22 protein-coding genes are annotated in these 22823 nt (G+C 70.0%); 12 read left to right on the forward strand and 10 right to left on the reverse strand.

Annotated features, from left to right (window positions below):
• The first annotated feature begins 134 nt into the window (after window positions 1-134).
• Together G3M57_RS19125 and G3M57_RS19130 are read left to right on the forward strand one after the other, a co-directional pair.
• Entirely contained in the window at window positions 135-1946 is a 1812-nt protein-coding gene (locus tag G3M57_RS19125) for an ATP-binding protein (protein ID WP_163232362.1), read from the forward strand.
• 65 nt (window positions 1947-2011) lie between these two features.
• Window positions 2012-3196 (forward strand): CaiB/BaiF CoA transferase family protein, encoded by a 1185-nt coding sequence (locus tag G3M57_RS19130; protein WP_163232364.1) that lies wholly within the window; start codon window positions 2012-2014, stop codon window positions 3194-3196.
• Between the two features lie 159 nt (window positions 3197-3355).
• On the opposite strand, the gene G3M57_RS19135 is transcribed toward G3M57_RS19130, so the two are convergent.
• Window positions 3356-4234 (reverse strand): transglycosylase SLT domain-containing protein, encoded by an 879-nt coding sequence (locus G3M57_RS19135; RefSeq protein ID WP_163232366.1) that lies wholly within the window; start codon window positions 4232-4234, stop codon window positions 3356-3358.
• A gap of 197 nt (window positions 4235-4431) precedes the next feature.
• Here G3M57_RS19135 and G3M57_RS19140 point away from each other — a divergent pair, with 197 nt between their 5' ends.
• The 4 genes from G3M57_RS19140 (at window position 4432) to G3M57_RS19155 (ending at window position 8654) form a co-directional block, all read left to right on the forward strand.
• Window positions 4432-5154 carry an energy transducer TonB family protein gene (locus G3M57_RS19140; protein WP_163232368.1) on the forward strand — a complete coding sequence of 241 codons (723 nt, stop codon included), beginning with the start codon at window positions 4432-4434 and terminating at the stop codon, window positions 5152-5154.
• A 971-nt stretch (window positions 5155-6125) separates the two neighbouring features.
• Window positions 6126-7712: an exodeoxyribonuclease VII large subunit gene (gene xseA, locus G3M57_RS19145; RefSeq protein ID WP_163232370.1), complete on the forward strand. Its 1587-nt coding sequence runs from the start codon at window positions 6126-6128 to the stop codon at window positions 7710-7712.
• 93 nt (window positions 7713-7805) lie between these two features.
• The gene (locus G3M57_RS19150) at window positions 7806-8027 is read left to right on the forward strand and encodes a DUF2093 domain-containing protein (RefSeq protein WP_056752229.1); all 222 of its coding nucleotides are present in this window, start codon (window positions 7806-7808) and stop codon (window positions 8025-8027) included.
• Between the two features lie 123 nt (window positions 8028-8150).
• A complete protein-coding gene (locus tag G3M57_RS19155; RefSeq protein WP_056752231.1) occupies window positions 8151-8654 on the forward strand; it encodes a response regulator in 504 nt (167 codons plus the stop codon).
• Between the two features lies 1 nt (window position 8655).
• On the opposite strand, the gene G3M57_RS19160 is transcribed toward G3M57_RS19155, so the two are convergent.
• Complete coding sequence (locus tag G3M57_RS19160) at window positions 8656-9582, reverse strand: lysophospholipid acyltransferase family protein (protein WP_056752234.1); 927 nt, start codon at window positions 9580-9582, stop codon at window positions 8656-8658.
• Between the two features lie 139 nt (window positions 9583-9721).
• On the opposite strand from G3M57_RS19160, the gene G3M57_RS19165 reads away from it, so the two are divergent.
• Window positions 9722-10108: a helix-turn-helix domain-containing protein gene (locus G3M57_RS19165; protein ID WP_163232372.1), complete on the forward strand. Its 387-nt coding sequence runs from the start codon at window positions 9722-9724 to the stop codon at window positions 10106-10108.
• Between the two features lie 63 nt (window positions 10109-10171).
• Window positions 10172-11008, forward strand: a complete 837-nt coding sequence (hisN, locus tag G3M57_RS19170; RefSeq protein ID WP_163232374.1) for a histidinol-phosphatase — start codon at window positions 10172-10174, stop codon at window positions 11006-11008.
• A 15-nt stretch (window positions 11009-11023) separates the two neighbouring features.
• Here the strand turns inward: hisN and G3M57_RS19175 are convergent, their stop codons facing one another.
• The 4 genes from G3M57_RS19175 to G3M57_RS19190 all read right to left on the reverse strand — a co-directional run bounded on the left by G3M57_RS19175 (window position 11024) and on the right by G3M57_RS19190 (window position 14258).
• Window positions 11024-11971, reverse strand: coding sequence for an alpha/beta fold hydrolase (locus G3M57_RS19175; protein WP_056752242.1), 948 nt, complete (start codon window positions 11969-11971; stop codon window positions 11024-11026).
• Window positions 11972-11974: 3 nt separating this feature from the next.
• Window positions 11975-12283, reverse strand: coding sequence for an SCP2 sterol-binding domain-containing protein (locus G3M57_RS19180; RefSeq protein ID WP_035070458.1), 309 nt, complete (start codon window positions 12281-12283; stop codon window positions 11975-11977).
• 165 nt (window positions 12284-12448) lie between these two features.
• On the reverse strand, window positions 12449-13339 hold the full coding sequence (locus G3M57_RS19185) for a class I SAM-dependent methyltransferase (protein WP_163232376.1): 891 nt from the start codon (window positions 13337-13339) through the stop codon (window positions 12449-12451).
• A gap of 76 nt (window positions 13340-13415) precedes the next feature.
• A complete protein-coding gene (locus tag G3M57_RS19190; protein WP_163232378.1) occupies window positions 13416-14258 on the reverse strand; it encodes a class I SAM-dependent methyltransferase in 843 nt (280 codons plus the stop codon).
• 238 nt (window positions 14259-14496) lie between these two features.
• Here G3M57_RS19190 and G3M57_RS19195 point away from each other — a divergent pair, with 238 nt between their 5' ends.
• Entirely contained in the window at window positions 14497-14994 is a 498-nt protein-coding gene (locus G3M57_RS19195; protein ID WP_163232380.1) for an Hsp20 family protein, read from the forward strand.
• 90 nt (window positions 14995-15084) lie between these two features.
• Here G3M57_RS19195 and G3M57_RS19200 read toward each other — a convergent pair whose 3' ends face one another.
• The 3 genes from G3M57_RS19200 to gpmA all read right to left on the reverse strand — a co-directional run bounded on the left by G3M57_RS19200 (window position 15085) and on the right by gpmA (window position 18584).
• Window positions 15085-16347, reverse strand: a complete 1263-nt coding sequence (locus G3M57_RS19200) for a pentapeptide repeat-containing protein (protein ID WP_163232382.1) — start codon at window positions 16345-16347, stop codon at window positions 15085-15087.
• Between the two features lie 143 nt (window positions 16348-16490).
• The gene (locus G3M57_RS19205) at window positions 16491-17750 is read right to left on the reverse strand and encodes a pentapeptide repeat-containing protein (RefSeq protein ID WP_163232384.1); all 1260 of its coding nucleotides are present in this window, start codon (window positions 17748-17750) and stop codon (window positions 16491-16493) included.
• A 120-nt stretch (window positions 17751-17870) separates the two neighbouring features.
• A complete protein-coding gene (gene gpmA / locus G3M57_RS19210; protein WP_163232386.1) occupies window positions 17871-18584 on the reverse strand; it encodes a 2,3-diphosphoglycerate-dependent phosphoglycerate mutase in 714 nt (237 codons plus the stop codon).
• A gap of 122 nt (window positions 18585-18706) precedes the next feature.
• Here gpmA and G3M57_RS19215 point away from each other — a divergent pair, with 122 nt between their 5' ends.
• Both G3M57_RS19215 and G3M57_RS19220 read left to right on the forward strand, forming a co-directional pair.
• Window positions 18707-18949 carry a hypothetical protein gene (locus G3M57_RS19215; RefSeq protein ID WP_163232388.1) on the forward strand — a complete coding sequence of 81 codons (243 nt, stop codon included), beginning with the start codon at window positions 18707-18709 and terminating at the stop codon, window positions 18947-18949.
• Window positions 18946-19902 carry a KpsF/GutQ family sugar-phosphate isomerase gene (locus tag G3M57_RS19220; protein WP_163232390.1) on the forward strand — a complete coding sequence of 319 codons (957 nt, stop codon included), beginning with the start codon at window positions 18946-18948 and terminating at the stop codon, window positions 19900-19902. Before G3M57_RS19215 ends, G3M57_RS19220 begins: the two co-directional genes overlap by 4 nt.
• Before the next feature lie 593 nt (window positions 19903-20495).
• On the opposite strand, the gene G3M57_RS19225 is transcribed toward G3M57_RS19220, so the two are convergent.
• Window positions 20496-22295, reverse strand: coding sequence for a chloride channel protein (locus G3M57_RS19225; protein WP_163232392.1), 1800 nt, complete (start codon window positions 22293-22295; stop codon window positions 20496-20498).
• A 74-nt stretch (window positions 22296-22369) separates the two neighbouring features.
• On the opposite strand from G3M57_RS19225, the gene G3M57_RS19230 reads away from it, so the two are divergent.
• Entirely contained in the window at window positions 22370-22807 is a 438-nt protein-coding gene (locus tag G3M57_RS19230; RefSeq protein ID WP_200945225.1) for a MarR family transcriptional regulator, read from the forward strand.
• The last annotated feature ends 16 nt before the right edge of the window (window positions 22808-22823 follow it).

Here is a 22823-nt window from a genome sequence, read left to right on the forward strand (position 1 = left end):
GCGGGGAGTCGGATCATCGCCCGTCATGCTTAACGATTGTTTGCCCTCAAAGCCGTGGTCGTTAACGATAAGCCGTAACGCGGCGCAAACCGCGACCGCCTAGGGTCTGACCTCACCAGTCGAGGAATCAGTCCTTGTTCGCCGAGCGCCGACAAAACACCCCCGCGGACGGCGGCGCCGACGCCCGCCTGGCGCTCGACGCCCAGACCGCCCTGCTGCCCTATGCGCTGGCCGTGTTCGCCGTCGGCCTGCCGGTCTATGTCTGGGCCGGCTCTTTCGCCCAGAACGCCGGCTGGATGGCGATCAGCTTCGCGGTGTTCGCGATCAACTGGGGCGCCTTCTACGGGGTGGTCGCCTGGCTGCGCACCGACGCGGCCCGGGACCTTGACCGCCGGATGCGGGTGCAACTGGCGTCGGGCCTGCTCTGGGCCGTGGCGGTGTGTCAAATGGCCGCCTTCGCCGACGGGGCGGGCGGGGTGCGCGAGCCCCTGCTGCTGCTGTCGGCCGGCGCGGCCGTGACCTGCATCTTCTTCGCCGCCCCCTGCCTGCTGGCCCTGCTGCTGACGGCGCCGGTGGCGGCGGCCGGGCCGCTGTACCTGCTGTTCTCGCGTCCGCAGAGCGAACAGGCCGGCGTCATGGCCTTCGGGGCGATCGCCCTGGCCATGGCCCTGTCGCTGGTGCTCAACCGCATGCTGCGCCGCCAACACGCCCTGGCCCTGGCCCACGAGGCCCTGCTGGAGGAACGGCTGACCGTGCTGGAGGCCGCCGAGCGGGCGGCGCGCTCCAAGTCCGACATCGTCGCCACCCTCAGCCACGAGATCCGCAACGGCCTGACCGGCGTGACCCACGTGCTGGCCGCGGCCGCCGGCAAGGGCGGACGCGCGGCGCCGTCCCGGGAACAGCTGAACGCCGCCCTCGACGCGGCCCAGGACCTGGTCGCCGTGCTGAACGCCACCCTGGACTCCGAGACCGCCGAGTCGGGCCGCCTGGCGGTCGACAGCGTGGCCTTCGAGCCCGTCCGCCTGGTCCGCGACCTGGTGCTGCTGGACCGGCCGCACGCCTTGGCCAAGGGGCTGGAGCTGGCCGTGCACGTCGAGCCCGACCTGGAGCAACGCCAGCTGGGCGCGACGATCGGCGATCCCCTGCGCACGCGGCAGATCATCGCCAACATCGTCGGCAACGCCGTCAAGTACACCGTACGCGGCCGGATCGAGGTGCGGGTCGAACGGCGCGACGACCAGATCGCCATCGCGGTGGCCGACACAGGCCCTGGCCTGTCGCCCGGCGAGATGGACCAGGCCTTCCAGGCGTTCCAGCGCGTCGAGCGCACCGGCGCGGGCGTCAACGGCGCGGGCCTGGGCCTGTCGCTGTCGCGCCAGCTGGCCCGGCTGATGGGCGGGGCCCTGGAGGCGACCAGCGCCGTCGGGGTCGGCAGCTGCTTCACCCTGCTCCTGCCGTTCGACGAGAACGCCCCGTGCGCCGTCGAGCCCGCCGACGGCGAGACGCCCCAGCCGGTCGAGGCCGCGGGCGCCCCGCCGCGCAACCTGCGGATCCTGGTCGCCGAGGACGACGCCCTGAACGCCGCCATGCTGCGCGCCATCCTCGAACAGCTGGGCCACCAGGTGGTCCATGCCCAGAACGGCCGCCGCGCCCTGGACCTGGCCCGGATCTGCGACTTCGACCTGGTGATGCTGGACGGCCGGATGCCGATCATGGACGGCCCGCAGACCGCCGCCGCCCTGCGCGCCCTGGACGGCGGCAACCACGACGTGGCGATCGTGGCGGTGATCGGCGGCGACGCCGACGAGGCCCGCGAGTGCCTGGACGCCGGCGCCGACACCGTGCTGCGCAAGCCGGTCAGCGTTGCGGCCGTGGCCCGGGCCGTGGCCGACATGGCGGCCCTGGACCGCAAGACGCTCGGCGCCGGCCAGAGCGCCGTCGCCTAAAGCCCTTCCCAACAACCGTTTGGATCGTCCACAGTCCCCGCAACGACCAAAAGCGGGAGGACGGGATGCTGCGCGATCTGCGGGTCATCGAATTGGCCACCTACATCGCCGCCCCGGGCGCAGCCGGGATCATGGCCGACTGGGGCGCCGACGTGATCAAGATCGAGTCGCCCGACGGCGATCCGATGCGCGGCTTCTTCGACACCATCGGGTCCGACCAGGCCGCCAACCCGGTCTTCGAGCTCGACAACCGCGGCAAGCGCTCCGTCGTGCTGGACATCCGCACCGACGCCGGCCGCGACGCCGCCAAGGCCCTGGCCAGGAGCGCCGACGTCTTCCTGACCAATGTCCGCCCCGCCGGTCTGGCGCGCGCCGGGCTGGACTACGACAGCCTGAAGGCGGTCAATCCGCGCCTGATCTATTGCAGCCTGACCGGCTACGGCCTGGAGGGCCCCGACGCCGACCGGCCGGGAATGGACGTGGCGGCCTTCTGGTCGCGGGCCGGGGTGGGCGCGATCACCGCCCCCAAGGGCGCCGAGCCCTTTCCGATCCGCACCGGCATGGGCGACCACGTGACGTCCCTGGCGACAGTGGCGGCGATCCTCGCCGCGATCCACGAACGCCAGCGCACCGGCGTGGGCCGGCTGGTCGAGACCTCGCTGCTGCGCACCGGCGTCTATGCGATCGGCTCGGACATGGCCATCCAGCTGCGGTTCGGGAAACTGGCCTCGACGCGGGGGCGGCGCGAGGCGGTGCAGCCCCTGGCCAACTTCTTCCAGACCCGGGACGGCCGCTGGATCTGCCTGCTGGTCCGCCAGGGCTCGACCGACTGGGCGCGGATCGCCGCCGCCGTCGGCCGTCCGGACCTGACCGAGGACCCGCGCTTCGCCTGCGCCCGCCTGCGCCGCGAGCACGGCGGGACCCTGGTCGACATCCTGGACGAGGCGTTCGGGGCCATGGACTACGCCCAGGCCGCCGCGGCCCTCGACGCCGGCGACCTCACCTGGGCGCCCTGGCAGACGCCGCGCGACCTGGTGGGCGATCCGCAGGCGGCGGCGGCCGGCTGCTTCGTGGAGACGCCCGATGGTCTTGGCGGAACCTTCCCCGCTCCGGCCGGCCCGGCCCGGTTCCCGGGGGCGGAGGATGGACCGCGCGGCCCGGCGCCGGGCCTGGGCGAGCACACGGCGTCGGTGCTGGCAGAGATCGGGTGGTCGGAGGATCAGATCGCGGACGTCTCTTCGGCCAGTTAGTCCCAAACCTTCCGCTCATCCCGGCGAACGCCGGGACCCAGATGGAATAGCTTTGAGGCTGACGCCAACGGCTCAGAGATTCTCCAGCCCATCACGTCGCCAAGGGATCTGGGTCCCGGCATTCGCCGGGATGAGCGGATTAAGGAAAGGCCGCAGCCCTTACCGCTTGCTCCTCGAACCGTCGCTGGCGTCCGACAGCACCCGCAGCATTTCCGACGAGAACATCGAACTGGTCATGCGCTGGGCCGACGAGCCGCCGCCCGAGGCGAAGCTGAAGCCGCTGTCGGCGTCCTGCGGGCCGCGCAGGATCAGGCTGACCAGTTCCTGCTGCTGCTGGATGCGCTCCAGCCGGCGACCGGTGGCGTACTGGACGAAGCCCTGGTCGGTGTCAGGCGTGTCGGGTCGGGACGCTGGCGCGGGGTCGGAAACCGCTCCGCCGCCCGCGGTCCGGGTCAGGTTGGCGTAGACCTCGCTGACGGTGGCCGGCCGCCCCTCGCGATAGAAGATCGAGCGGTTGGCGGCGGCGGCGTCGGGGAACAGGGCCGCGGCGCTGGCCCCGGGCGAATTGCCCACGGCCTCGATCAGCCGGGCCGAGCCCTGCGGCCCCAGGAAGTGGGCGGCGTAGAGTTCGCCGGCCGTGGGCGAGCGCCCCACCCGGCCGCGCAGATAGGAGGCGTGGTCGCTGGCCAGCTCGCCGGCCATCAGGGAGGCGGCGTGCGGGTCCAGCTTCAGGCCCAGCACCGTCTTGCGCGCCTCGTCGCCCGCGACGCGGTACCTGCCGTCCGAACCCTGCTGGATCAGGTCGGCGTAGCGGGCGTAGCCATACTTGGCGCCGTGCTTCTTCAAGGTCGACAGCCAGGTCTGGTCGACGAACTGGAACAGGCCGGAGGCGGACGAGGTGCGCGCCTTGGCGGCGGGGTTGTAGCCGCTCTCGCGCTTGGCCGTGCCCATCAGGAACGTGAAGTCCACGCCCGTCGCGCTGGACGCGCGCTGGATCGCCGACTCGACGACGCTGCGGATGGAGGTGACATTCGCCATGCCCGAAGATGTGAACCCGCATGGTTAATCGCGCCTTAACCTTGCCCGGCGACCCGGCAGAAATTGCCTGTGGCGGGTCGCCGCAGCTACAGATATAAAAATTCTACGTTCGTAATATTTACAAACGTAATTCTCCGTGAGAGGCTTGCTTCATCGACCCCGGCTTCTTCAGGCGGTCGATGCAGAAGGAGGCTCTCATGGTTGCGTACGAAGGCGCGGTCGGTTCCTACATTCCCGGCCTGGACACCAAGCCCGGCAAGCCGTCCAAGGCGCTGGTCGCGGCTCTGGTCGTGGTCTCGGCCGCCCATGCCGGGCTGTTCGCGTACCTGGCCTATCAGAAGTACGTGACGCCGATCACGACGGAATACCCCGCTCCGCCGACGACGACGCTCGAGCAATGGAAGCCCCAACCGCCTCCCCCGCCCAAGCCGAACCTGGACAAGCCCAAACCTGTGCAGTCCAACCCCGTCGTCCCGCGTGAACCCGTGCCGACGACCCAGACCGAGGTCACGCCCCTGGTCGTGCCCAAGGTCGAGCCGACCGAGGTCAAGGGCTCAGGACCGTTGGTCTTTGCGGAAAATACCTCGGCCGGCGATCCACCTGCGCAACCCCAGCCCAAAGTCGTCACCCGGCCCAACTGGCTGAAGAAGCCGGGGGCTTCGGAGTTCAGCCGGTTCTATCCGGAAAGCGCCATGCGCCGGGGCGTGGGCGGCACGGCCACCCTGAACTGCACGGTGGCGGCCAACGGTTCGATCCAGGCCTGCAGCGTGCTGGACGAAACCCCGTCCGAGGAGGGCTTCGGCAAGGCCGCCGTCAAGCTGTCGAAGTTCTTCCGGATGAGCCCGCAGATGGAGAACGGCCAGGCCGTCGACGGCGCCAGCGTCCGCATCCCGATCCGCTTCAACGCGGCCGAAGGCTAGGAACGCGTCCGCCGGCCGCGGTTCGGTCGGCGATGTCCCTTTCGGCCACGGGGGAGCCCCGGACCGCCGCGAGCCTTCCAGGGCGGCGGTCCGGGGTTTTGCGGTTCAGGCGTACGTTCCTGGAGCGGCCGCCTCCTCTCGATCCGCTCATCCCGGCAAACGCCGGGACCCAGATGGAATGGCGGTGTGGCTGACGCCAGAACCGCTGAGTTCTTCCCGTCAGCCTCTCAGTTTTGGGATCTGGGTCCCGGCATTGGCCGGAATGAGCGGGGGTTTGGGTGGTTTGTCCTCGGCGGATAGCGAACAAAGCTTTGTGATTCCAACGCCCTGAACTTTCTCGACCCGTTTTGGTCCCCACCCCTCCAGACCGCCCGTATCCTGATCTCACCTCGTTGCATGGAAAGGGCGCATGGCCAGCGACCGATGCGGCGGCGGGGGGCGATCGAGCGGGACTGGGCTGGAGGGGGTTACTCCAGCGTGTCCGGGGCCTTCCATCGTTGGGAAGCCCGCCCGTCGTCGGCGTCGAACGGGGATAAAGCGCGAGTATGCCCATAGGCCCGCGCCCCCGGCGTCCGGTTTCTCCCGAAAGGGATCGAGACCGGGTCCGGCTAAGCCTCAACAGGGCTGCCCACCGGACGCTGGCGGAAAACGCATCGCGCGGAGCGGTGGCTTCGTCGAAACGGTATTTATCAAAGACCTCCGGACGATGTCCGGCGCTCCGCGTCCCTTTCCATCAGCTCAGCGGTGATCCGCGTGAGGACGAGAGACCGTGTCCGCTAATACTTGCCCCCACCTAACCGCTTCGCGGTCTGTCCGCCCCCAGAGGGGGCGGAGCCACACGGCGTTGACCTCAGGGCTCTTCCCCCTCTGGGGGAAGACGACCGCGAAGCGGTCCGTAGGGGGCAAGGGGTCGCCGCACGACGGCTCACGCCATTTCACACCTCGCCCCGATCCGTCCTATCTAGAGGCCCATGACCGACACCGTCGCCCCTGATTCCAACGCCCAGGCCTATTCGGTCTCGGAACTGGCCTTCGCCCTGAAGCGCACGCTGGAAGACCGGTACAGCTTCGTGCGGCTGCGCGGCGAACTGTCCAAGGTCACCCACCATTCCAACGGCCACGTCTACCTGACGATCAAGGACGACAAGGCCGCCATCGACGGCGTGGTCTGGAAGGGCAATGTCCGCCAGCTACAGATCCGGCCCGAGCACGGGCTGGAAGTGATCGTCACCGGCAAGATCACCACCTATCCGGCCGGCTCGCGCTACCAGATCGTCATCGAGACCATGGAAGCCGCCGGCGTCGGCGCGCTGCTGGCCCAGCTTGAGCGCCTGAAAGGCAAGCTCCAGGCCGAGGGCCTGTTCGCGCCGGACCGCAAGCGCCCCCTGCCCGCGATGCCGGCCGTGATCGGGGTGATCACCAGCCCGACCGGGGCGGTGATCCGCGACATCCTGCACCGCATCCGCGACCGCTGGCCCTGCCGGGTGCTGGTCTGGCCCTGCGTGGTCCAGGGCGACGCCGCCGCGGGCCAGGTCAGCGCGGCGATCCGCGGCTTCAACGCCATCGCGCCGGGAGGGGCCGTGCCGCGCCCCGACATCCTGATCGTCGCCCGGGGCGGCGGCTCGGTCGAGGACCTGTGGGCCTTCAACGACGAGGGCCTGGCCCGTACGGTGGCCGAGGGCGCGATCCCGCTGATCTCGGCCGTCGGCCACGAGACCGACACCACCCTGATCGACTTCGTCTCCGACCGCCGCGCCCCGACCCCCACCGCCGCCGCCGAGATGGCCACGCCGGTGCTGGCCGAGCTGCGCGCGCTGGTCAGCGACTACGACCGCCGCCTGAACACCTGCGGCGGCCGGGCCGTGGAGGAGCGGCGCACCCGCCTGACAAGCGCCGCCCGCGGCCTGCCCCGCCCCGCCGACCTGCTGGCCCTGGCCCAGCAGCGGCTGGACCTGGCGGTACGCGGCCTGCCGCGGCTGGACGACCTGACCGCCCCGGCCGAGCGCCGGTTCAGGGAGGTCGCGGCCCGCCTTGACGCGGCCCTGCAGCGCAACACCGACATCCACGCCCGCGACCTGCTGAAGGTCACCGCCCGCCTGTCGCCCGACACCCTGCACCGCCAGCGCGCCGACTGCGGCCGGCGCGTCGGGGACCTCTCGCGGCGGCTGGACCTGGCGGCCCGCCGCGTTCCCGAGCGCGTCGCCCAGCACGCCCGCCTGCCCGCCCTGCAGGAACGCATGAACAACTGCGCCACCCGGCGGCTGGAGCGTGAGGCCGACCGTCTGGTCGCCCTGGACAAGCTGCGGCTGTCGCTCAATCCGACAAGGCCGTTGGAGCTAGGTTTCGCGCTGGTGCACAAGGCGGACGGCGGCATCGCCCGCTCGGCGTCCGAACTCGTAGGCGGCGAACGCGTTCGGCTGCAGTTCAAGCTTGGCGAGCGCGAGGCGGTGATCGACGGCGAAGCCGGGGCTCCGGCTCGGCCCGCGCCTCCCGCCCCGCCCCGCCCGGCGCCAAAGCCCAAGACGCCGTCTTCCTCGGATCAGGGAAGCCTGTTCTGATCTCGCCCCCGCCCATCGCCGGCCAACGCCGGAATGGGCGGTCGATGATCTCGGCGCCTGTTCCCCAACCGCCAACTGGCGTAAAAGACTCCCATGAACGCGTTCGATCCCAATCTCGGCAAGTCCGGCGGCCCGGCCACCCTGCACTATGGCGACGGCGAGTTCGCCGTCATGAGCCCGGGCCAATACGTGCTGTGCGCCGTCACCGGCGCCAAGGTCGCGCTGGAGAACCTGCGCTACTGGAGCCCCGAGCTGCAGGAGCCCTATGCCGGTCCCGCCGAAGCGCTCAAGCGCTGGCGCGAAAGCCGGGGCTGAGGCGGCCGGGCGACACACGCCTAGCGCGAGCGCCTCGCGACGAATTCGCCCGCCAAGGGATCGACAGGCCGTTAGCCGTACAGTATCCCCCGCCATCCCCTTTCGCGATGGAGGTCCGCCCGCATGTCCGCGACGCTCGAGCAGCTGCGGTTCTTGCTGGTGGACGACAACCACCACATGCGGGCGATCGTCTCGACGATCCTGAAAAGCGTGGGCGTGCGGCACGTGCTGGAGGCCATGGATGGGGCCGAGGCCCTGCAGGTGGTGCGCGACCGTCAGATCGACATCGCCATCGTCGACTTCAAGATGTCGCCCCTGGACGGGGTGCAGTTCACCCAGCTGGTGCGCCAGTCGCCCGACAGCCCCGACCCGTTCCTGCCGATCATCATGCTGACGGGCTTCGCCGAGCGCCACCGGGTGTTCGAGGCCCGGGACGCCGGGGTCACCGAGATCGTCGTCAAGCCGGTCACCGCCCGCTCGCTGCTGGACCGGATCAACACGGTGATCTTCAAGCCCAGGCCGTTCATCCGCGTCGAGGACTATTTCGGCCCCTGCCGCCGCCGCCGGGACGACCCGGCCTATGACGGCCCTCGGCGCCGGAGCCATGAGCGGGCGCTGGAGCTCTAGCTCACTCGTCCCGCGCCGCCAGGGCGGCGTAGACCTCGTTGGGCCAGCGGCGATGGACCCAGAACCACTCCTCGGGCCGCTCGCGGATGCGCTCTTCCATGAAGGCGTTGACCAGCCTCACCCCGGCTTCGATGTCGGCGGTGCGGTCGCCGGTGTTGGGCAGGTGGATCGGGTCGTGGACCACCGCCCGGAAGCGCGCGCCCTTGATCCGTTGCACCGACATCGGCTGCAGCACCGTCCCGAAGCGGAGCGCCAGGCGCGAGGGCCCCGGGGCGGTGCGCACGGGATGGCCGAAGAACGGGCCCTCGACGCCGGTGTTGAACTTCTGGTCGTTCATCAGCGCCACCGACTTGCCCTGTTTCATGCCTTCCAGCAGTTCCCGCGCGCCATCCCCGCCCTTGGGGGCGAACAGCCGCACGCCGTAGCGGAAGCGGCTGGCCTTGATCCGCTCGTCGACATACGGATTGTTGGCCGCCCGGTAGGTCATCTCGCAGACGACGCCAGAATCGACGATGGCCGCGGGCATCACCTCCCAGTTCGACAGGTGTCCCGAAACGAAGACCACCGGGACCTTGTCGGCGGCGATCTTGAACAGGCGCTCCTGGTTGACCACCTCGACCCGGCCGGTGGAGGGCAGGATTTTGTCCATCAGCGGGAACTCGGCGAAGGTGCGGCCCAGGCCGTCCCACTGCGCCTTGAGCATGGCCGCCCGCCAGGCTTCATCCTTGTCCGGGAAGGCCAGTTTGAGATTGCGGACGGCCACCTTGTGCGCGCCGCTCAAGGGACCCACCGTGCGGCCCAGCCAGCCGCCGAACGCCGAGGCGGCGTCGACGCCCAGCAGGCGCACCACGCCGATGAACAGGTCGAAACCCAGCGCTTCCGCGCGCCACAACAGATCCTGGGCCCAAGGCCGACGCTTATCCGACATGAACCCTTACTAGCCTGCTTCGCGGATGAGGGGGACTCGCGGCGTAGGTGCAGTCGCGCCGTTCGCTCGGCACGCGACTTGCGGACCTCAACCCAGGCCGTTCCGTTTCGGGACGGAAGCAGGAAATCGGGGCGTCATCATGAGTAACGACATCGATGTGTATCTGGGCAAGCGGTTGCGGCGTCGTCGCCGCCTGCTGGGCCTGACCCAACAACAGCTGGCCGGCACTGTCGGGGTGCGCTTCCAGCAGATCCAGAAATACGAATGCGGCGCCAACCGCATCTCGGCCGCGCGGCTGTGGCAGCTTTCCGAAGCGCTCGACGTCCCGGTCGGCTACTTCTACGACGGCCTGTCGGACCGGATGGAGAAGGAAACCAACCTGGAGGCCGAGCGCGGCGGCGAGATGTTCGCCCGCAAGGAGACGCTCGACCTGGTGCGCGCCTATTACCTGCTGGGTGAGCGCCCGCGTCGTCGCCTGCTGGACCTGGCCAAGTCGCTGAACGGCGGCGAGGTGCTGGAAGCCTGAGGCTATCTGTTTGGCGACCGCGAACGGTGGCGTCGAGTCGAAGGGCGGGCTAAGTCCTCGTCCATGACCCTCGCCGCCGCCCCTCTCGCCCAGCTCGACGCCTTCGTCATCGATCTCAACCGCGCCTCGGCGGCGGCGATCCTGCCGCTGTTCCGGGCCGACCACGGGTTGGAAGACAAGGGCGCGGGCAAGAACCTGCCGCGCGACAGCCACGCGGCGTTCGATCCCGTGACGGAGGCCGACCGCGGCGCCGAGGCGGCGATCCGCAAGCTGATCGCCGAGCGCTATCCCGAGCACGGGGTGATCGGCGAGGAATACGGCGAAGATCGTCCCGACGCCGAGTTCGTCTGGGTGCTGGACCCGATCGACGGCACCCGCGCCTTCATCTCCGGCCTGCCGCTGTGGACCACCCTGATCGGCCTGCGCCACCAGGGCCGGCCGGTGCTGGGCTCGATCGGCCAGCCCTATACGGGCGAGATCTTCATCGGCTCGGCCGCGGGCTCACGCCTGCTGTCGCGCGGCTCGGAACAGGCGATCCGGGTGCGCGAATGCCCCAGGTTGACCGACGCGATCATCGCCACCACCGACCCGGACGCCTGTTTCGACGGGGCCGAGCGCGGCGCCTGGCTGCAGGTGCGCGCCGCCGCCAAGCTGGCCCGTCTGGGCTGCGACGCCTATGCCTACGCCATGGTGGCCCTGGGCAAGATGGACATGGTCATCGAGGCCGGCCTGAAGGCCTGGGACGTCGAGGCGGCCATACCGCTGATCGAGGGCGCAGGCGGCAGCGTCACCGACTGGCGCGGCGAACCGATCGGCCAGGACGGCGGCCAGATGGTGATCTCCGGCGACCGCCGCTGCCTGGACGAGGCCCTGGTGGCGCTGCGACGGTCGGCGAAGTAGCGTTCCTCAAACGGTTCAGAGAACCTCTTCCACCGTCTCGTCGAAAGCCTTCCAGAACACCGCCCGGCGGTCGTCCGTCTCGATCAGGATCTCGTGGAAGGCGTCGGGGATCTCGACATAGCGGCCTTGCGGGATGCGGCCGGCGATCGACCTCTCGTCGGCGATCAGCACGCGGCTGTCCTGACCCGCCGCGACGATGGTCACCGGGATCGGCACGGCCTCGACCCCCTTGGTCCGGCGCAGGAACGCGCAGGCCGAGAAGGCGAAATCGGTCCAGCCCCAGGTGATGCCGCCCAGGGCGATGTCGGGATTGGCGTGGATCTGGGCTCGGTGGCGAGCGTAGCGGGCCGCGTCGTGGGTCAGGGCGTCGTCGGGAAAGCTCTGGACGAACGGGTCGCCGGCGTCGCCCAGCACGTAGTCGCCCTTGTAGCGCGAACGGCTCATCAGCCAGGCCAGGGCGCGAGCGCCGCCGGCGGGCTTGCCGCCGGTGTTGAGGCCCAGCATAGGCGCCGAGAGCACCGCGGCGGCGAAGCGGCGCTCGCCCGTGGCCAGGACGAGCATCGTCAGGCATCCGCCCATCGAGTGTCCCAGGGCGATCCAGGGCCTCGGCAACCGCGTCTCGAACGCGGCCAGCAGCGCCTGGTAGTCGCCCAGGAAATCCTTGAAGCCGGCCGCGTGGCCCTTCAGGCGGTCCGGCAGGGCGCGGTGGGACAGCCCCTGCCCGCGCCAGTCATGGACCAGCACCACGAAGCCCCGGTCCAGCAGGTCCTGCACGACCTCGAAATACTTCTCGATCGGCTCGCTGCGGCCGGGGCTGACCACGACCGAACCTCGGGATGGGCCTGCCGGTGAAAACAGGGCGGCGCGGAGGGTCGCCCCGTCCGCGCCGTTGAACCACTCGGCCTTTCCACGGTCGGGAACGGGCGCCTCGACGATCGAGACCAGCGGCGCCGCGTGCCCCATGGATCAGCGCATCTTCGCGAAAAGGGCCGCCATCTTCGACTGCAGGGCCATGGCCGTGCCCATGTCCGACAGCTTCAGCTTGCCGGTCATGACCGCCATGGTCGGGTCCAGCGCACCGGCGCCGATGGCCAGCAGGTCGTCCATCGACAGGGTCATGGTCAGGTCGGCCGGCTTGTCTTCGTTGGTCACCGAGCCGCCATCGATGTGGATGACGCCGGCGTCCTTCAGGTCGAACTTCAGGCTCTTGCCCAGGCCGCTGTCCTCGCCGACGGCGGCCTTCATGCGATCGGTGATTTCCTGCAACGTAGCCATAAGCGCGTCTCCCTCTGTGGCGCGTGGATTCTGCGGCGGCAGACTGGCCGCTGGATCGCCGCGAGTAAACACTGTTCAGACGCGCCGGCGGCTTATTTCTTCGTATCTTCAAGATCACCCAAGGGAAGCCGTCGCCCCTTCCGCACGGTCACTTCGGTCCAGTCCTCACCTGGGTTTGACGAACTTCAGGGTCATGCGGTCGCTCTCGCCGATGGCGTCGTACTTGGCGTGATCGAAGCCGGGTTCGGCGGGCTCGCCGCGGGGGGCCGACAGGCGGGTCGGCGGCAGGGTCCAGACGCCGAACGGATGGTCCTTGGTGTCCTTGGGATTGGCGTTGATCTCACTTTCGCCAGCCAGGACGAAGCCAGTCTCCCGGGCCATCTCGATCACATAGGCCTGCTGTACATAGCCGTCGGCGGCCAGGAGATCCTGCACCCGCCCGGGCTCGCCGCGGTGCTCCTCGACTCCAAGAACCCCGCCGGGCTTCAGCGCGATTAACGCCTCGCGAAAGGCCTTCTCGGCCAAGCCTGCCGCCATCCAGTTGTGCAGGTTGCGCAGGAACAGCACGAGATCGGCGGATCCCGCCGGCGCCACCGGACCGCTGGTCGGCCCGAAGGCCGTGACGACGACGTCGCCGTACAGCTTCTTCTTGTCGGCCAGCTTGCGTTGATATTCCTCGACCGCGGCCTTGGCGGCGGGGTCGTCCGGCAGGTTGGTCTGTAGCGAGGCGGCGTAGAGCTTGCCGCCGGTCGCCGCCAGGTAGGGCGCCAGGATGTCGGTGTACCAGCCGGCCCCAGGCCAGAACTCGACCACCGTCTGTCCGGGCTTGAGCCCCCAGAATTCCAGGCTTTCCACGGGGTGGCGCCAGACGTCGCGAGCCCTGTCGGCGGGCGATCGCCAGTCGCCCTTCGCCGCCGTCGCCAGGGTCATGGGCCCCGTCTTGGCCGGCGGCTTGTCGGCGTCCGGCTTGGCGTCCTTGCGGCCACAGCCGGCCAAGCTCAGCGCAGTCGCTCCCGCCAGCAAACCCCGCCGCGACCATCGAAGTCCTGAACCCATGCCTTCCCCCGCCACCAACGCGCAAACCTGATCATGCACTCGACCTTGGCGAAACGGCGCCAGGCCGGCCAAGTTTTCAGCCCGGCTTGCGGAAGCGCAGCGTCATGCGGTCGCTTTCGCCGATGGCGTCGTATTTGGCGCGGTCGAACGCGGGATCGGCCGGCTGGCCGTCGGGCGCGCTCTGCCGGGTGGGTGGCAGAGTCCAGACGCCGAACGGGTAGTCCTTCGTGTCCCTGGGGTTGGCGTTGATCTCGGACGTCGCGTCCAGCTTGAAGCCGGCCTTTTCCGCCAGCGCCACCACCGTGGCCGTGGCGAGATAGCCGTCCGCCCCCTTGTCGGTTTCCGACTTGGGATCGGCGCGATGGTCCTCGACCGCCAGGATCCCGCCGGGCTTCAGAACCGCGAAGAAGTCCGCGAAGATCTTGTCGGCCACGCCCGGCTGGCCGGTCCAGTTGTGGACGTTGCGCGCGGTCAGGACCAGGTCGGCCGAACCCGCCGCCCCCAGGGGGCCCGCCACCGGGCCGAAGTTCACGAACCGGACCTTGCCGTACAGGGCGGGATCGGCGAAGCGGGCCTCGAACGCCGCCCGACCCTTCTTCGCGCCTTCCGAGATCTTCGGATTGGCCAGGTCGGCGACGCCGGCGATATAGGTCCCGCCGGTGGCCTTGGCGTAGGGGGCGAGGATCTCGGTCCAGTAGCCGCCGCCCGGCGACACCTCGATCACCGTCTGCCTGGGCTTCAGCCCCCAGAACAGCAGGCTTTCGTAGGGGTGACGCGCCTGGTCGCGGGCGGTGTTGGCGGCGGTGCGATGGGGCGAGTTGACGGCGGTCATCAGGACGGCGTCGTCAGCCAGCGCGGGGGTCGCGGCGAGGCAAAGCGCGGCGGCGGCCAGGAACAGGAGGTGGCGGCGGTGGGTCATCGTCGGAACTCTCAAGCAGCTTGGCCGGGGTCGGGCAGCGCAGACCTTAACGGTGACCCACCGCCGATCAAGCATTTCACCACCTGGCCATTCACCCCCTTGAAGTCGAAAAACGGCTCACCACCTTGATCCCGAAGGCGCTGGAAACCCGGGCCTTCCGGACCGTCGGCGACGCCAATCCGGGTCGCCAAAGGTCTGAACAGACTGAACAACCTTGCTTGATGAGAAGGATGTGACCATGCGTACGATCGACCTGTCCCCCCTGTATCGCTCCGTCGTCGGTTTCGACCGGCTGGCCGCCCTGCTGGACGCCGCCGCCTCGAACGAAGCCGCCTCGGGCTATCCCCCCTACAATATCGAGCGCACCGCCGAGAACGCGTACCGCATCGAGATCGCCGTCGCCGGCTTCAAGTCGGAAGAGCTCGGCATCGAGGTGAAGGAAAACCTCCTCACCGTCACCGGTCGCAAGCCGGCCAATGACGAAACCAAGCGCTACCTCCATCGCGGCCTGGCCGAGCGCAACTTCGAGCGCCGCTTCCAGCTGGCCGACTATGTGGTCGTGACCGACGCCGCCCTCTCCGACGGCCTGTTGTCAATCTCGCTGAAGCGCGAGCTGCCCGAGGCGCTGAAGCCGCGCACGATCGAGATCAAGTCGGCCGCCCCCCTGATCCAAGGCGAAAAGATCGAAGGCGAGAAGATCGAAGGCGAGAAGATCGAAGGCGAGAAGGCAGCCTAACACCACCTTCGCGCGTTACTGTATTCCCCCTCTAGAACTTCCAGGGCGGCGCGATGCGCCGCCCTTTTTTCTGGCCGGAAGCGGCCAGCCTTAGGCCGGCGCCAGATCCAGGCCCTGGACCTGGCTGAGATCGCACTCGCGCAGGCTGATCCGGTCCAGCCGGGCGCCGGTGAAGTCCGCGCCGCGCAGGTCGGCGCCGTCGAGCACGGCCTCGCTGAGATCGGCCGCCTGCATCTGGACATAGCGCAGCCGGGCGGCCCTCAGGTCGACCAGGGTCTTGCGCTGGGGCCCGAGGGGCAAGGGCGACAGGAAGGCCTGGCGCAGGTCGGCCTTGGTTAGGTTGGCGCCCGCCAGCTTCGCGCCGCGCAGGTCCGCGCCGCGCAGATTGGCCGTGCGCAGGTCGGCGTTGCGCAGGTCAACGCCCTGAAGCTGGGTTCCCGACAGGTCGATCCCGACCATGCAGGCCCCCGCGGCGCTCATCGCCGTCAGCCGCAGGCCCTTGAGGCGGTCGCCGAGCGGGCGCAGGTCCTCGCCATCGAGCCGTGCGGGTTGGCCTTCCTTGCCGCCGGTGCGGCACCAGGCCTGGTTGGCCAGGCAACGCTGGTAGATTTCCTCGGCCCGCGAGACGGCCTGTTCGGTCGACGACGCCAGGCAGCCCTGCATCGCCGCGCCGCTGGTGCGGGCCGTGGAGGTGTCGACGCCGGCCATGACGGCGCCCGTGAGGTTGGCCCCCTCGAGATTGGCGCCCTTGACGTCGGCGTCCTCCAGGATGGCGCCGCTCAGATTGGCTTCCTTGAGGTTGGCGCCCGACAGCTTGGCCCCGCGCAACGAACAATCGCTGAAGTCGGCCTTGAACGCCGAGACGCCCGCGAGCTGTGAGCCGTCCAGGGTCGCGCCCGAAAAGTTGACCTCGTCGGCCTCGCCGTTGCGGGCTTCGTGCCGGAGCGTGTCGAACCCCTTTCGAGGGTGGGGGACGGCCACTTGGCCCTCGCGGAAATCAGCCTGGGTCAGGTCGGCCAGGGACAGGTTGGCGCCGCGCAGGCAGGCGCCCCTCAGGTCGGCCCGGACCAGCACGGCCTGGCGCAGGTCGGCCTGGCGCAGGTCGGCGCCGAACAGGTTCGCCCGCTCCAGCCGCGTGCGGACCATGCGGCAGCCGTCGAGGATCGAGGCGGAGAAATCGGCGTCGGCCAGGTTGCGGAACGACAGGTCCAGGCCCGACAGGTTCATGAAGCGCAGGGACGCACGCTTGCCGCCCTGCTTGCCCGTGACGAACTTCTCGTGCGCCGACACGATCATGTCGAGCTCGGCCTGGCTCAGGCGTCGCCGCCCCGCGATGCTCTGCGCCGCGTTCATGTCCTATGCTTCTCCCCCGAGAAACCCCTTGATCCGCCTGGGAAAATACCGGCGATCGACGAGGGAAGCGTTAAGGCCGCGCGGTTTTGTCGCGACTTTCGGAACATGGTTGTGGAAGGTTCGCCGTCAGCGCTAACCGCTGCCTAGATCACGTCGTCCAGGCCGCGAGCGCCCATGCGGATCGCCCCGGTGACGTCGATGTCCTTGAGCAGGGCGTTGGTGAAGTTGGCGCGCGACAGGTCGGCGCCGCTCAGGCAGGCCTGGCGAAGGTCGGCCCGGGCGAAGTCGGCGTTGGTCAGCAAGGCGCCGGTCAGGTCGCTGGGCAGCAGGCGGTCGCGGCCGATCAGCAACGGGCCCAGTTGGGCCTCGCGCAGGTCCGATCCGGCCAGCTTGGCGCCCTTGAGACGGGCTCCGCGCAGGTCCGCCCGCCGCAGGTTGCAGGACCGCAGGTCGGCGCCTTCCAGCTGCGCGCCCTGCATCTGCACGCTTTCCATGTCCAGACCGTAGAAGACCGCGCCCTTGGCCGAGAGGGCCGTCAGGTTAAAGCCGCGCACCGACTTCAGGTTGCGCAGGTCGGCCTTGTCGAACACCGAGGGCGCCCCCTCGGCCCCGCCCGTCTCGCACCAGCGGGCGTGGTCGGCGATCATCTGCTCGTAGGGCATGTCGGACACGTCCTTGCCCGACGCCTTGTCGGTCAGGGCGCCGTCCATGTTGGTGTCGTTGATGTTCCAGGACATGGTCTTGGCGCCGACCAGGACCGCGTTGCGCAGGTCGGCGCCGACCAGGTTGGCGCCCGACAGGTCGGCCCCGGCCAGGTTCGCGCCGTTGAAATTGGCCTGCTTGAGGTTGGCCCGCACCAGCTTGGCGTCCTTGAGGATCGCGTCGCTGAAGTCGGCCTTGGTGGCGATGATGCCCGACAGGCGCGAGCGTTCCAGGTTGGCCCCGGCCAGGATGGCGCCGGACGCCTGCGCCTCGCGCTGGACGGGCTCGATGATGCGATAGCCTTCCTTGCGGTCGGCGGCGGCGATCTGGCCTTCGCGCAGGTCGGCCTCGAACAGGTCGGCGCCGGTCAGGTTGGCGCCGCGCAGGCTGGAGCCGCGCAGGTCGGCGCGCCGCATGGAGGCGTCGGTCAGGTCCGAGCCCTGCAGGTCCGCGCCGTACATGTTGGCGTTGTCGAGCTTGGCCTTGCGCAGGTCGCAGCCGACCATCAGGGCGCCGGTGAAATCGGCGTCGCACAGATTGCGCCCGGTGACCGACAGGCCCGACAGGTCGCAGAAGGCGAAGACGGCGCGCGCCCCGCCCAGCCGGGCCGACCACAGGCGGTCATGCCGGGCGCAGATCATGTCGACGTCGTGTTGCGTCAGGCGCTTGTGCTCTTGGCCTGCCGCGGGGGGGGCGCTCATGGCTGCTCTTATCACTCCCCGAAGGGCTGGACCCCTACAATGCGCGCCCCGCATTAACGCTGAGTTTCCAGGCATTTCGGGACACCGGGGCCTGGTTTGCCCCGGTGTCCGAACGCCGGATCAGCGCGCCGTCGGCAGCGGCTGGGACCGGCTCTCGTCGAGGTAGCGGGCGCCCGTCGGCTTGAGCGCGCCGTCCAGGTCGATGACCAGCGGATTGCCGGTCGGGATCTCGACATGGACGATGTCGGCGTCGGGCACGTTGAACAGGTGCTTGACGATGGCCCGCAGCGAATTGCCGTGCGCGGCCACCAGGATCGTCTCGCCGGCCGACAGCTTGGGGGCGATGGCCGCCTCCCAGTAGGGCAGCACCCGGACCAGGGTGGTCTTCAGGCTTTCGGTGCTGGGCAGGTCCTTGCCGGCGTAGCGGCGGTCCTTGCTGAAGTCGTACTCGCCGCCCGGGGCCAGTTCCGGCGGCGGGATGTCGTAGGAACGGCGCCAGATCGTGACCTGCTCCTCGCCGTGCTTCTCGGCCGTCTCGGCCTTGTTCAGCCCGGTCAGGCCGCCGTAGTGGCGCTCGTTCAGCCGCCAGTCCTTGGTCACCGGCACGAAGCTCTGGCCAGCCGCGTCCAGGGCCAGGTTGCAGGTGCGGATGGCGCGGGTCTGGACCGAGGTGAAGGCCTCGTCGATCTCGACGCCGGCGGCCTTGATCAGCTCGCCGCCCTTGTGGGCCTGGGCCTCGCCCTCGGCGGTCAGGTCGACGTCTACCCAGCCGGTGAAGCGGTTTTCGAGATTCCATTGGCTCTGGCCATGGCGCAGCAGGACGAGAACGGGCATCGGACCTCCAGGATGTGACGCAGGGCGGGCTAAGCCCCGCCCGGCCCCGCGTCAAGCGTCCCGCCCCTTCCTCGCCCCGCTCTCGCCCTTCTCTCCTCCGGGGGGCGTGCTATAGGCAGGCCATGCCCGATCGCATCCTCATGCCCTTCCTGGCGCTCGTCGGCCTGGCCCTCGTCGCGTTCTCGCTCGTCTGGCCCCAGGGCTACGGCGCCCGCTCGCCCGCCCCCTTCGGTTCGGTGCCGATCCAGCAGACGCCGGAAATGCAGGCCAAGATCCAGCGCGAGAAGGACGCCGCCGCCCGGCACGACCAGCAGGCGCGCGGGCAGATGAGCGACACCCGCGCCGCCGTGGCGGGGACCCCGTGAGCGCTTTCGACGCCGTCGTCGTCGGCCAGCGGGTCCTGAACGCCGAGGCCGAGGCCCTGACGCTGCTGTCGGCGGCGCTGGACGAATCGTTCGTCCGCGCCGTCGAAACCCTGTTCGACGCCAAGGGCCGGGTGGTCTGCACCGGGGTCGGCAAGTCCGGCCACGTGGCCCGCAAGATCGCCGCCACCCTGGCCTCGACCGGATCGCCGGCCATGTTCGTGCACGCCGCCGAGGCCAGCCACGGCGACCTCGGCATGATCGGCCAGGGCGACGTGGTGCTGGCCCTGTCGAAATCCGGCGAGGCGCGCGAGCTGTCCGACACCCTGGCCTACGCCAAGCGGTTCTCGATCCCCACCATCGCCGTCACCGCCGTGGCCGACAGCCAGTTGGGCCGGGCCGGCGACATCCTGCTGCTGCTGCCCGACGCGCCGGAAGCCACCGCCGAAGTCAGCGCCCCGACCACCTCGACCACCCTGCAGATGGCGCTGGGCGACGCCCTGGCCGTGGCCCTGCTGGAGCGGCGCGGCTTCACGGCCAGCGACTTCCGCGTCTTCCATCCGGGCGGCAAGCTGGGCGCCATGCTGCGCACGGTCGGCGACCTGATGCATGGCCAGGGCGAACTGCCCCTGACCCGCGAGGACGCCTCGATGTCCGAGGCGCTGCTGGTGATGAGCGAAAAACGCTTCGGCGCGGTCGGGGTGGTCGCTCCGGACGGATCGCTGAGCGGCCTGATCACCGACGGCGACCTGCGCCGCCACATGGACGGGCTAATGGGCCATGTCGCCGGCGAGGTCATGACCCGCGCCCCGCTGACCATCGCGCCGGGCGCCCTGGCGGCCGAGGCCCTGAAGCTGATGAACGAGCGGCGCATCACCGTGCTGTTCGTCGTCGACCAGCACCGCCCGGTCGGCATCCTGCACGTCCACGATCTGTTGCGGGCCGGGGTGATCTGAGGCCGGGGACATGCCCTTGGGCGTGTCCCCAGCAGATGCACGGGACAGCCCTGGGGACACGCACAAGTGCATGTCCCCGTCGGTGAAAGCCGACAGGCTTGGGGAGGCGGCGGAGCGTCCGGGGCGCGCCCGGTGTAGAGTTTTGGTGAGTACCGTTTCGACACGTCACGGGCGCTCCGCGCGGCCTTCTTCCAGAAGCCTTCGGGTCGCGGATTTTTAACCCGCTCCGATGGAGGCCCCCGGCGGGCAGGACGTTGGCTTCGTCCTGGACCGCGCGGGCGATTTCAGCCCGCGCCTGGCGCGTTTCGCCGTTCGGCCCCGAGGGGGTGTTCCCGCCGTCCGGTCCGGACCGCCCGAGGCCCCATCCAGGACCCCCACGCTCCGCCGACCGACCCGAAGGGCCCTTCGACACCGGCCGGCGGACGCTTCCCGCTCGACCGCCCCCGCCGCACGTCGAGGTCGCCGGCCGGACGTCCTCCCCCACGACGGGGCGAGGACCAGTATGCGGGCGGTCTGGAGCGCGATGCGTCGATTTCTCGAACGCTCTTCGATCCCGCGGGCAAGGTCTTGATTCCGCTGGCCGGAAAGCCGCTCTATCCCCGCCGTCCCGCGGGGAAATAGGCCTGCCGCTCCTCCTCGGCGCGCGACGTTCCCGCATGGATCCGCAGCAGGTCCTTGCGGGCCAACAGGCCGACCAGGCGACCGGTGGCGGGGTCGGTGACCGGGATGCGCCCCTGTCCCGTCGCCAGCATCAGCGCCACGACCCGCGCGACCACGTCGTCGGGGTGGGCGACCGGCAGGGCGGCGTCCGACACCCGCTCGGCCACGGTCTGGGTCTCCAGTCCGCCCTCGACCCGCCAGGCCAGGGCGTCGGCCCGGGACGCCATCCCGACCAGCCGGCCGGACGCCTCGACGATCGGATAGACCCGGTGACGGCCTTGCTGCAGCACCGCCACGGCCTGGGGGATCGGCAGGTCGCCCGGCAAGGTGTCGACCGCCTCGACCATCACCTCCGACACCCGCACCAACTCGTAGGGGTCCACCCCGTATTCACGGGTGATGTGGCGGCCGCGACGGGCGATCTTCTCGGTCAGGATCGAGCGCTTGAGCAGCAGCACGGTGACGGCGTAGGCGGCGACGCAAGCCGCCAGCAGCGGGGTCAGCATCCGCCAGTCGCCGGTCAGCTCGATCGCGAAGATCACGCTGGTCAGGGGCGAGCGCATGGTCCCGCCCAGCATGGCGGCCATGCCCAGCAGCGCCCAGAACCCGGGGTCGCCCGGCAGCACCTGGCCGGCCAGCCAGCCCATGGCCCCGCCCAGGATCAGCAGCGGCGCCAGCACCCCGCCCGAGGTGCCGGACGACAGGGCCACCAGCCAGATCAGCGCCTTGACCACCAGCAGAGTCACCACCGCCTGGACCAGCAGGTGGCCGGTCAGCAGGTCGCGGATCACGTCGTAGCCGACGCCCAGGGCGCGCGGCTCGACGAGGCCGCCCAGGCCCACGCCCAGCCCGCCCAGGGCCGGCCACCACATCCAGTGGATCGGCAGGCGCTCGAACGCGTCCTCCAGACCGTAGAGCAGCTTGGTCAGCAGGCCCGACTGCAGACCCGCCAGCGCGCCCAGGCCCGCGCAGAGCAGCAGGCCCCACCAGGGCAGGTTCGGGTCGGCCGAGAACGGGAACAGCGGGCCGGCGTCGAACAGTCCCGGCCGCCAGCCGGCGGCGGTGACCGCCGCGACGGCCACCGGGATGAAGCTGCGCGGCCGCCATTCGAACAGCAGCAGTTCCACGGCCAGCAGCACCGCGGCCACCGGCGTGCCGAAGATCGCGGTCATGCCGGCCGCCGCCCCCGCCACCAGCAGGGTCTTGCGTTCGGCGGCGCTGAGATGGAAGAACTGGGCGAACAGCGAGCCGATCGCGCCCCCGGTCATGATGATCGGCCCTTCGGCGCCGAACGGACCGCCGGTCCCGATCGAGATGGCCGAGGAGATGGGCTTGAGCACGGCCACCTTGGGCGACATCCGGCTGCCGCCGATCAGGATCGCCTCGATCGCCTCCGGAATGCCGTGGCCGCGGATCTTTTCCGACCCGAACCGCGCCATCAGCCCGATGACCAGGCCGCCCAGGACCGGGGCGGCCACCATCCAGGCCGAGGGCGACAGGGTTTCCAGCGAGCGGCTGACGACGTCGAAGCGGCCGAACCAGACCAGGTTGGTGGTCAGGGTGATCAGGCGGATCAGCACCCAGGCCGCCCCCGCCCCGCCGCTGCCCACGACCACGGCCATGACCGCCAGCATCAGCAGCCGGCGGTCGGCCGTGAAGTCGCCCAGCGGCCTTCGCCCGGCCCCGGATGCGACGGTCCCGGAGGCGCCCGCCTCGGCGGTGTTCGCGGTCATGCCTGTTTCTCCACGCGGCTCTTGTGGAAGCGCCAATATGTCGTATTACGATACTTTCCAAGAGGGGCGAGCGATTGGGCGGTGAAATTTCCGGCGAGGACGGGCTGACGCGGGCGCAATATGTGGCGCTGGCGGCCTTCCGCTACGAGCTGCGCCGCTTCCTGGCGTTCAGCGAGACCGCCGCCCATGGCGCGGGCCTGCCCGCCCAGCAGCACCAGGCGCTGCTGGTGATCGCCGGCTTCGACGGGGCCGATCAGCCGACGGTGGGCGCCCTGGCCGAGCGCCTGCTGATCGCCCCGCACACCGCCACCGAACTGGTGGCGCGCATGGTCGAGGCCGGCCTGATCGACAAGATCCCCTCGCGCGAGGACCGCCGCAAGATGCGACTGGCCCTGACGACCAAGGCCGAGTCGCTGCTAGCGGCCCTGAGCGCGGCCCACCTGGAAGAGCTGAAATCCCTGGAGCCCGCGCTCACCGCCGCGCTCGCCCGCCTGGGCCGCGACCAGGCCTGACCCGAAATCGATCCGA

Origin of the sequence: Caulobacter rhizosphaerae (genome assembly GCF_010977555.1) — a bacterium.
Classification (GTDB): Bacteria; Pseudomonadota; Alphaproteobacteria; order Caulobacterales; family Caulobacteraceae; genus Caulobacter; species Caulobacter rhizosphaerae.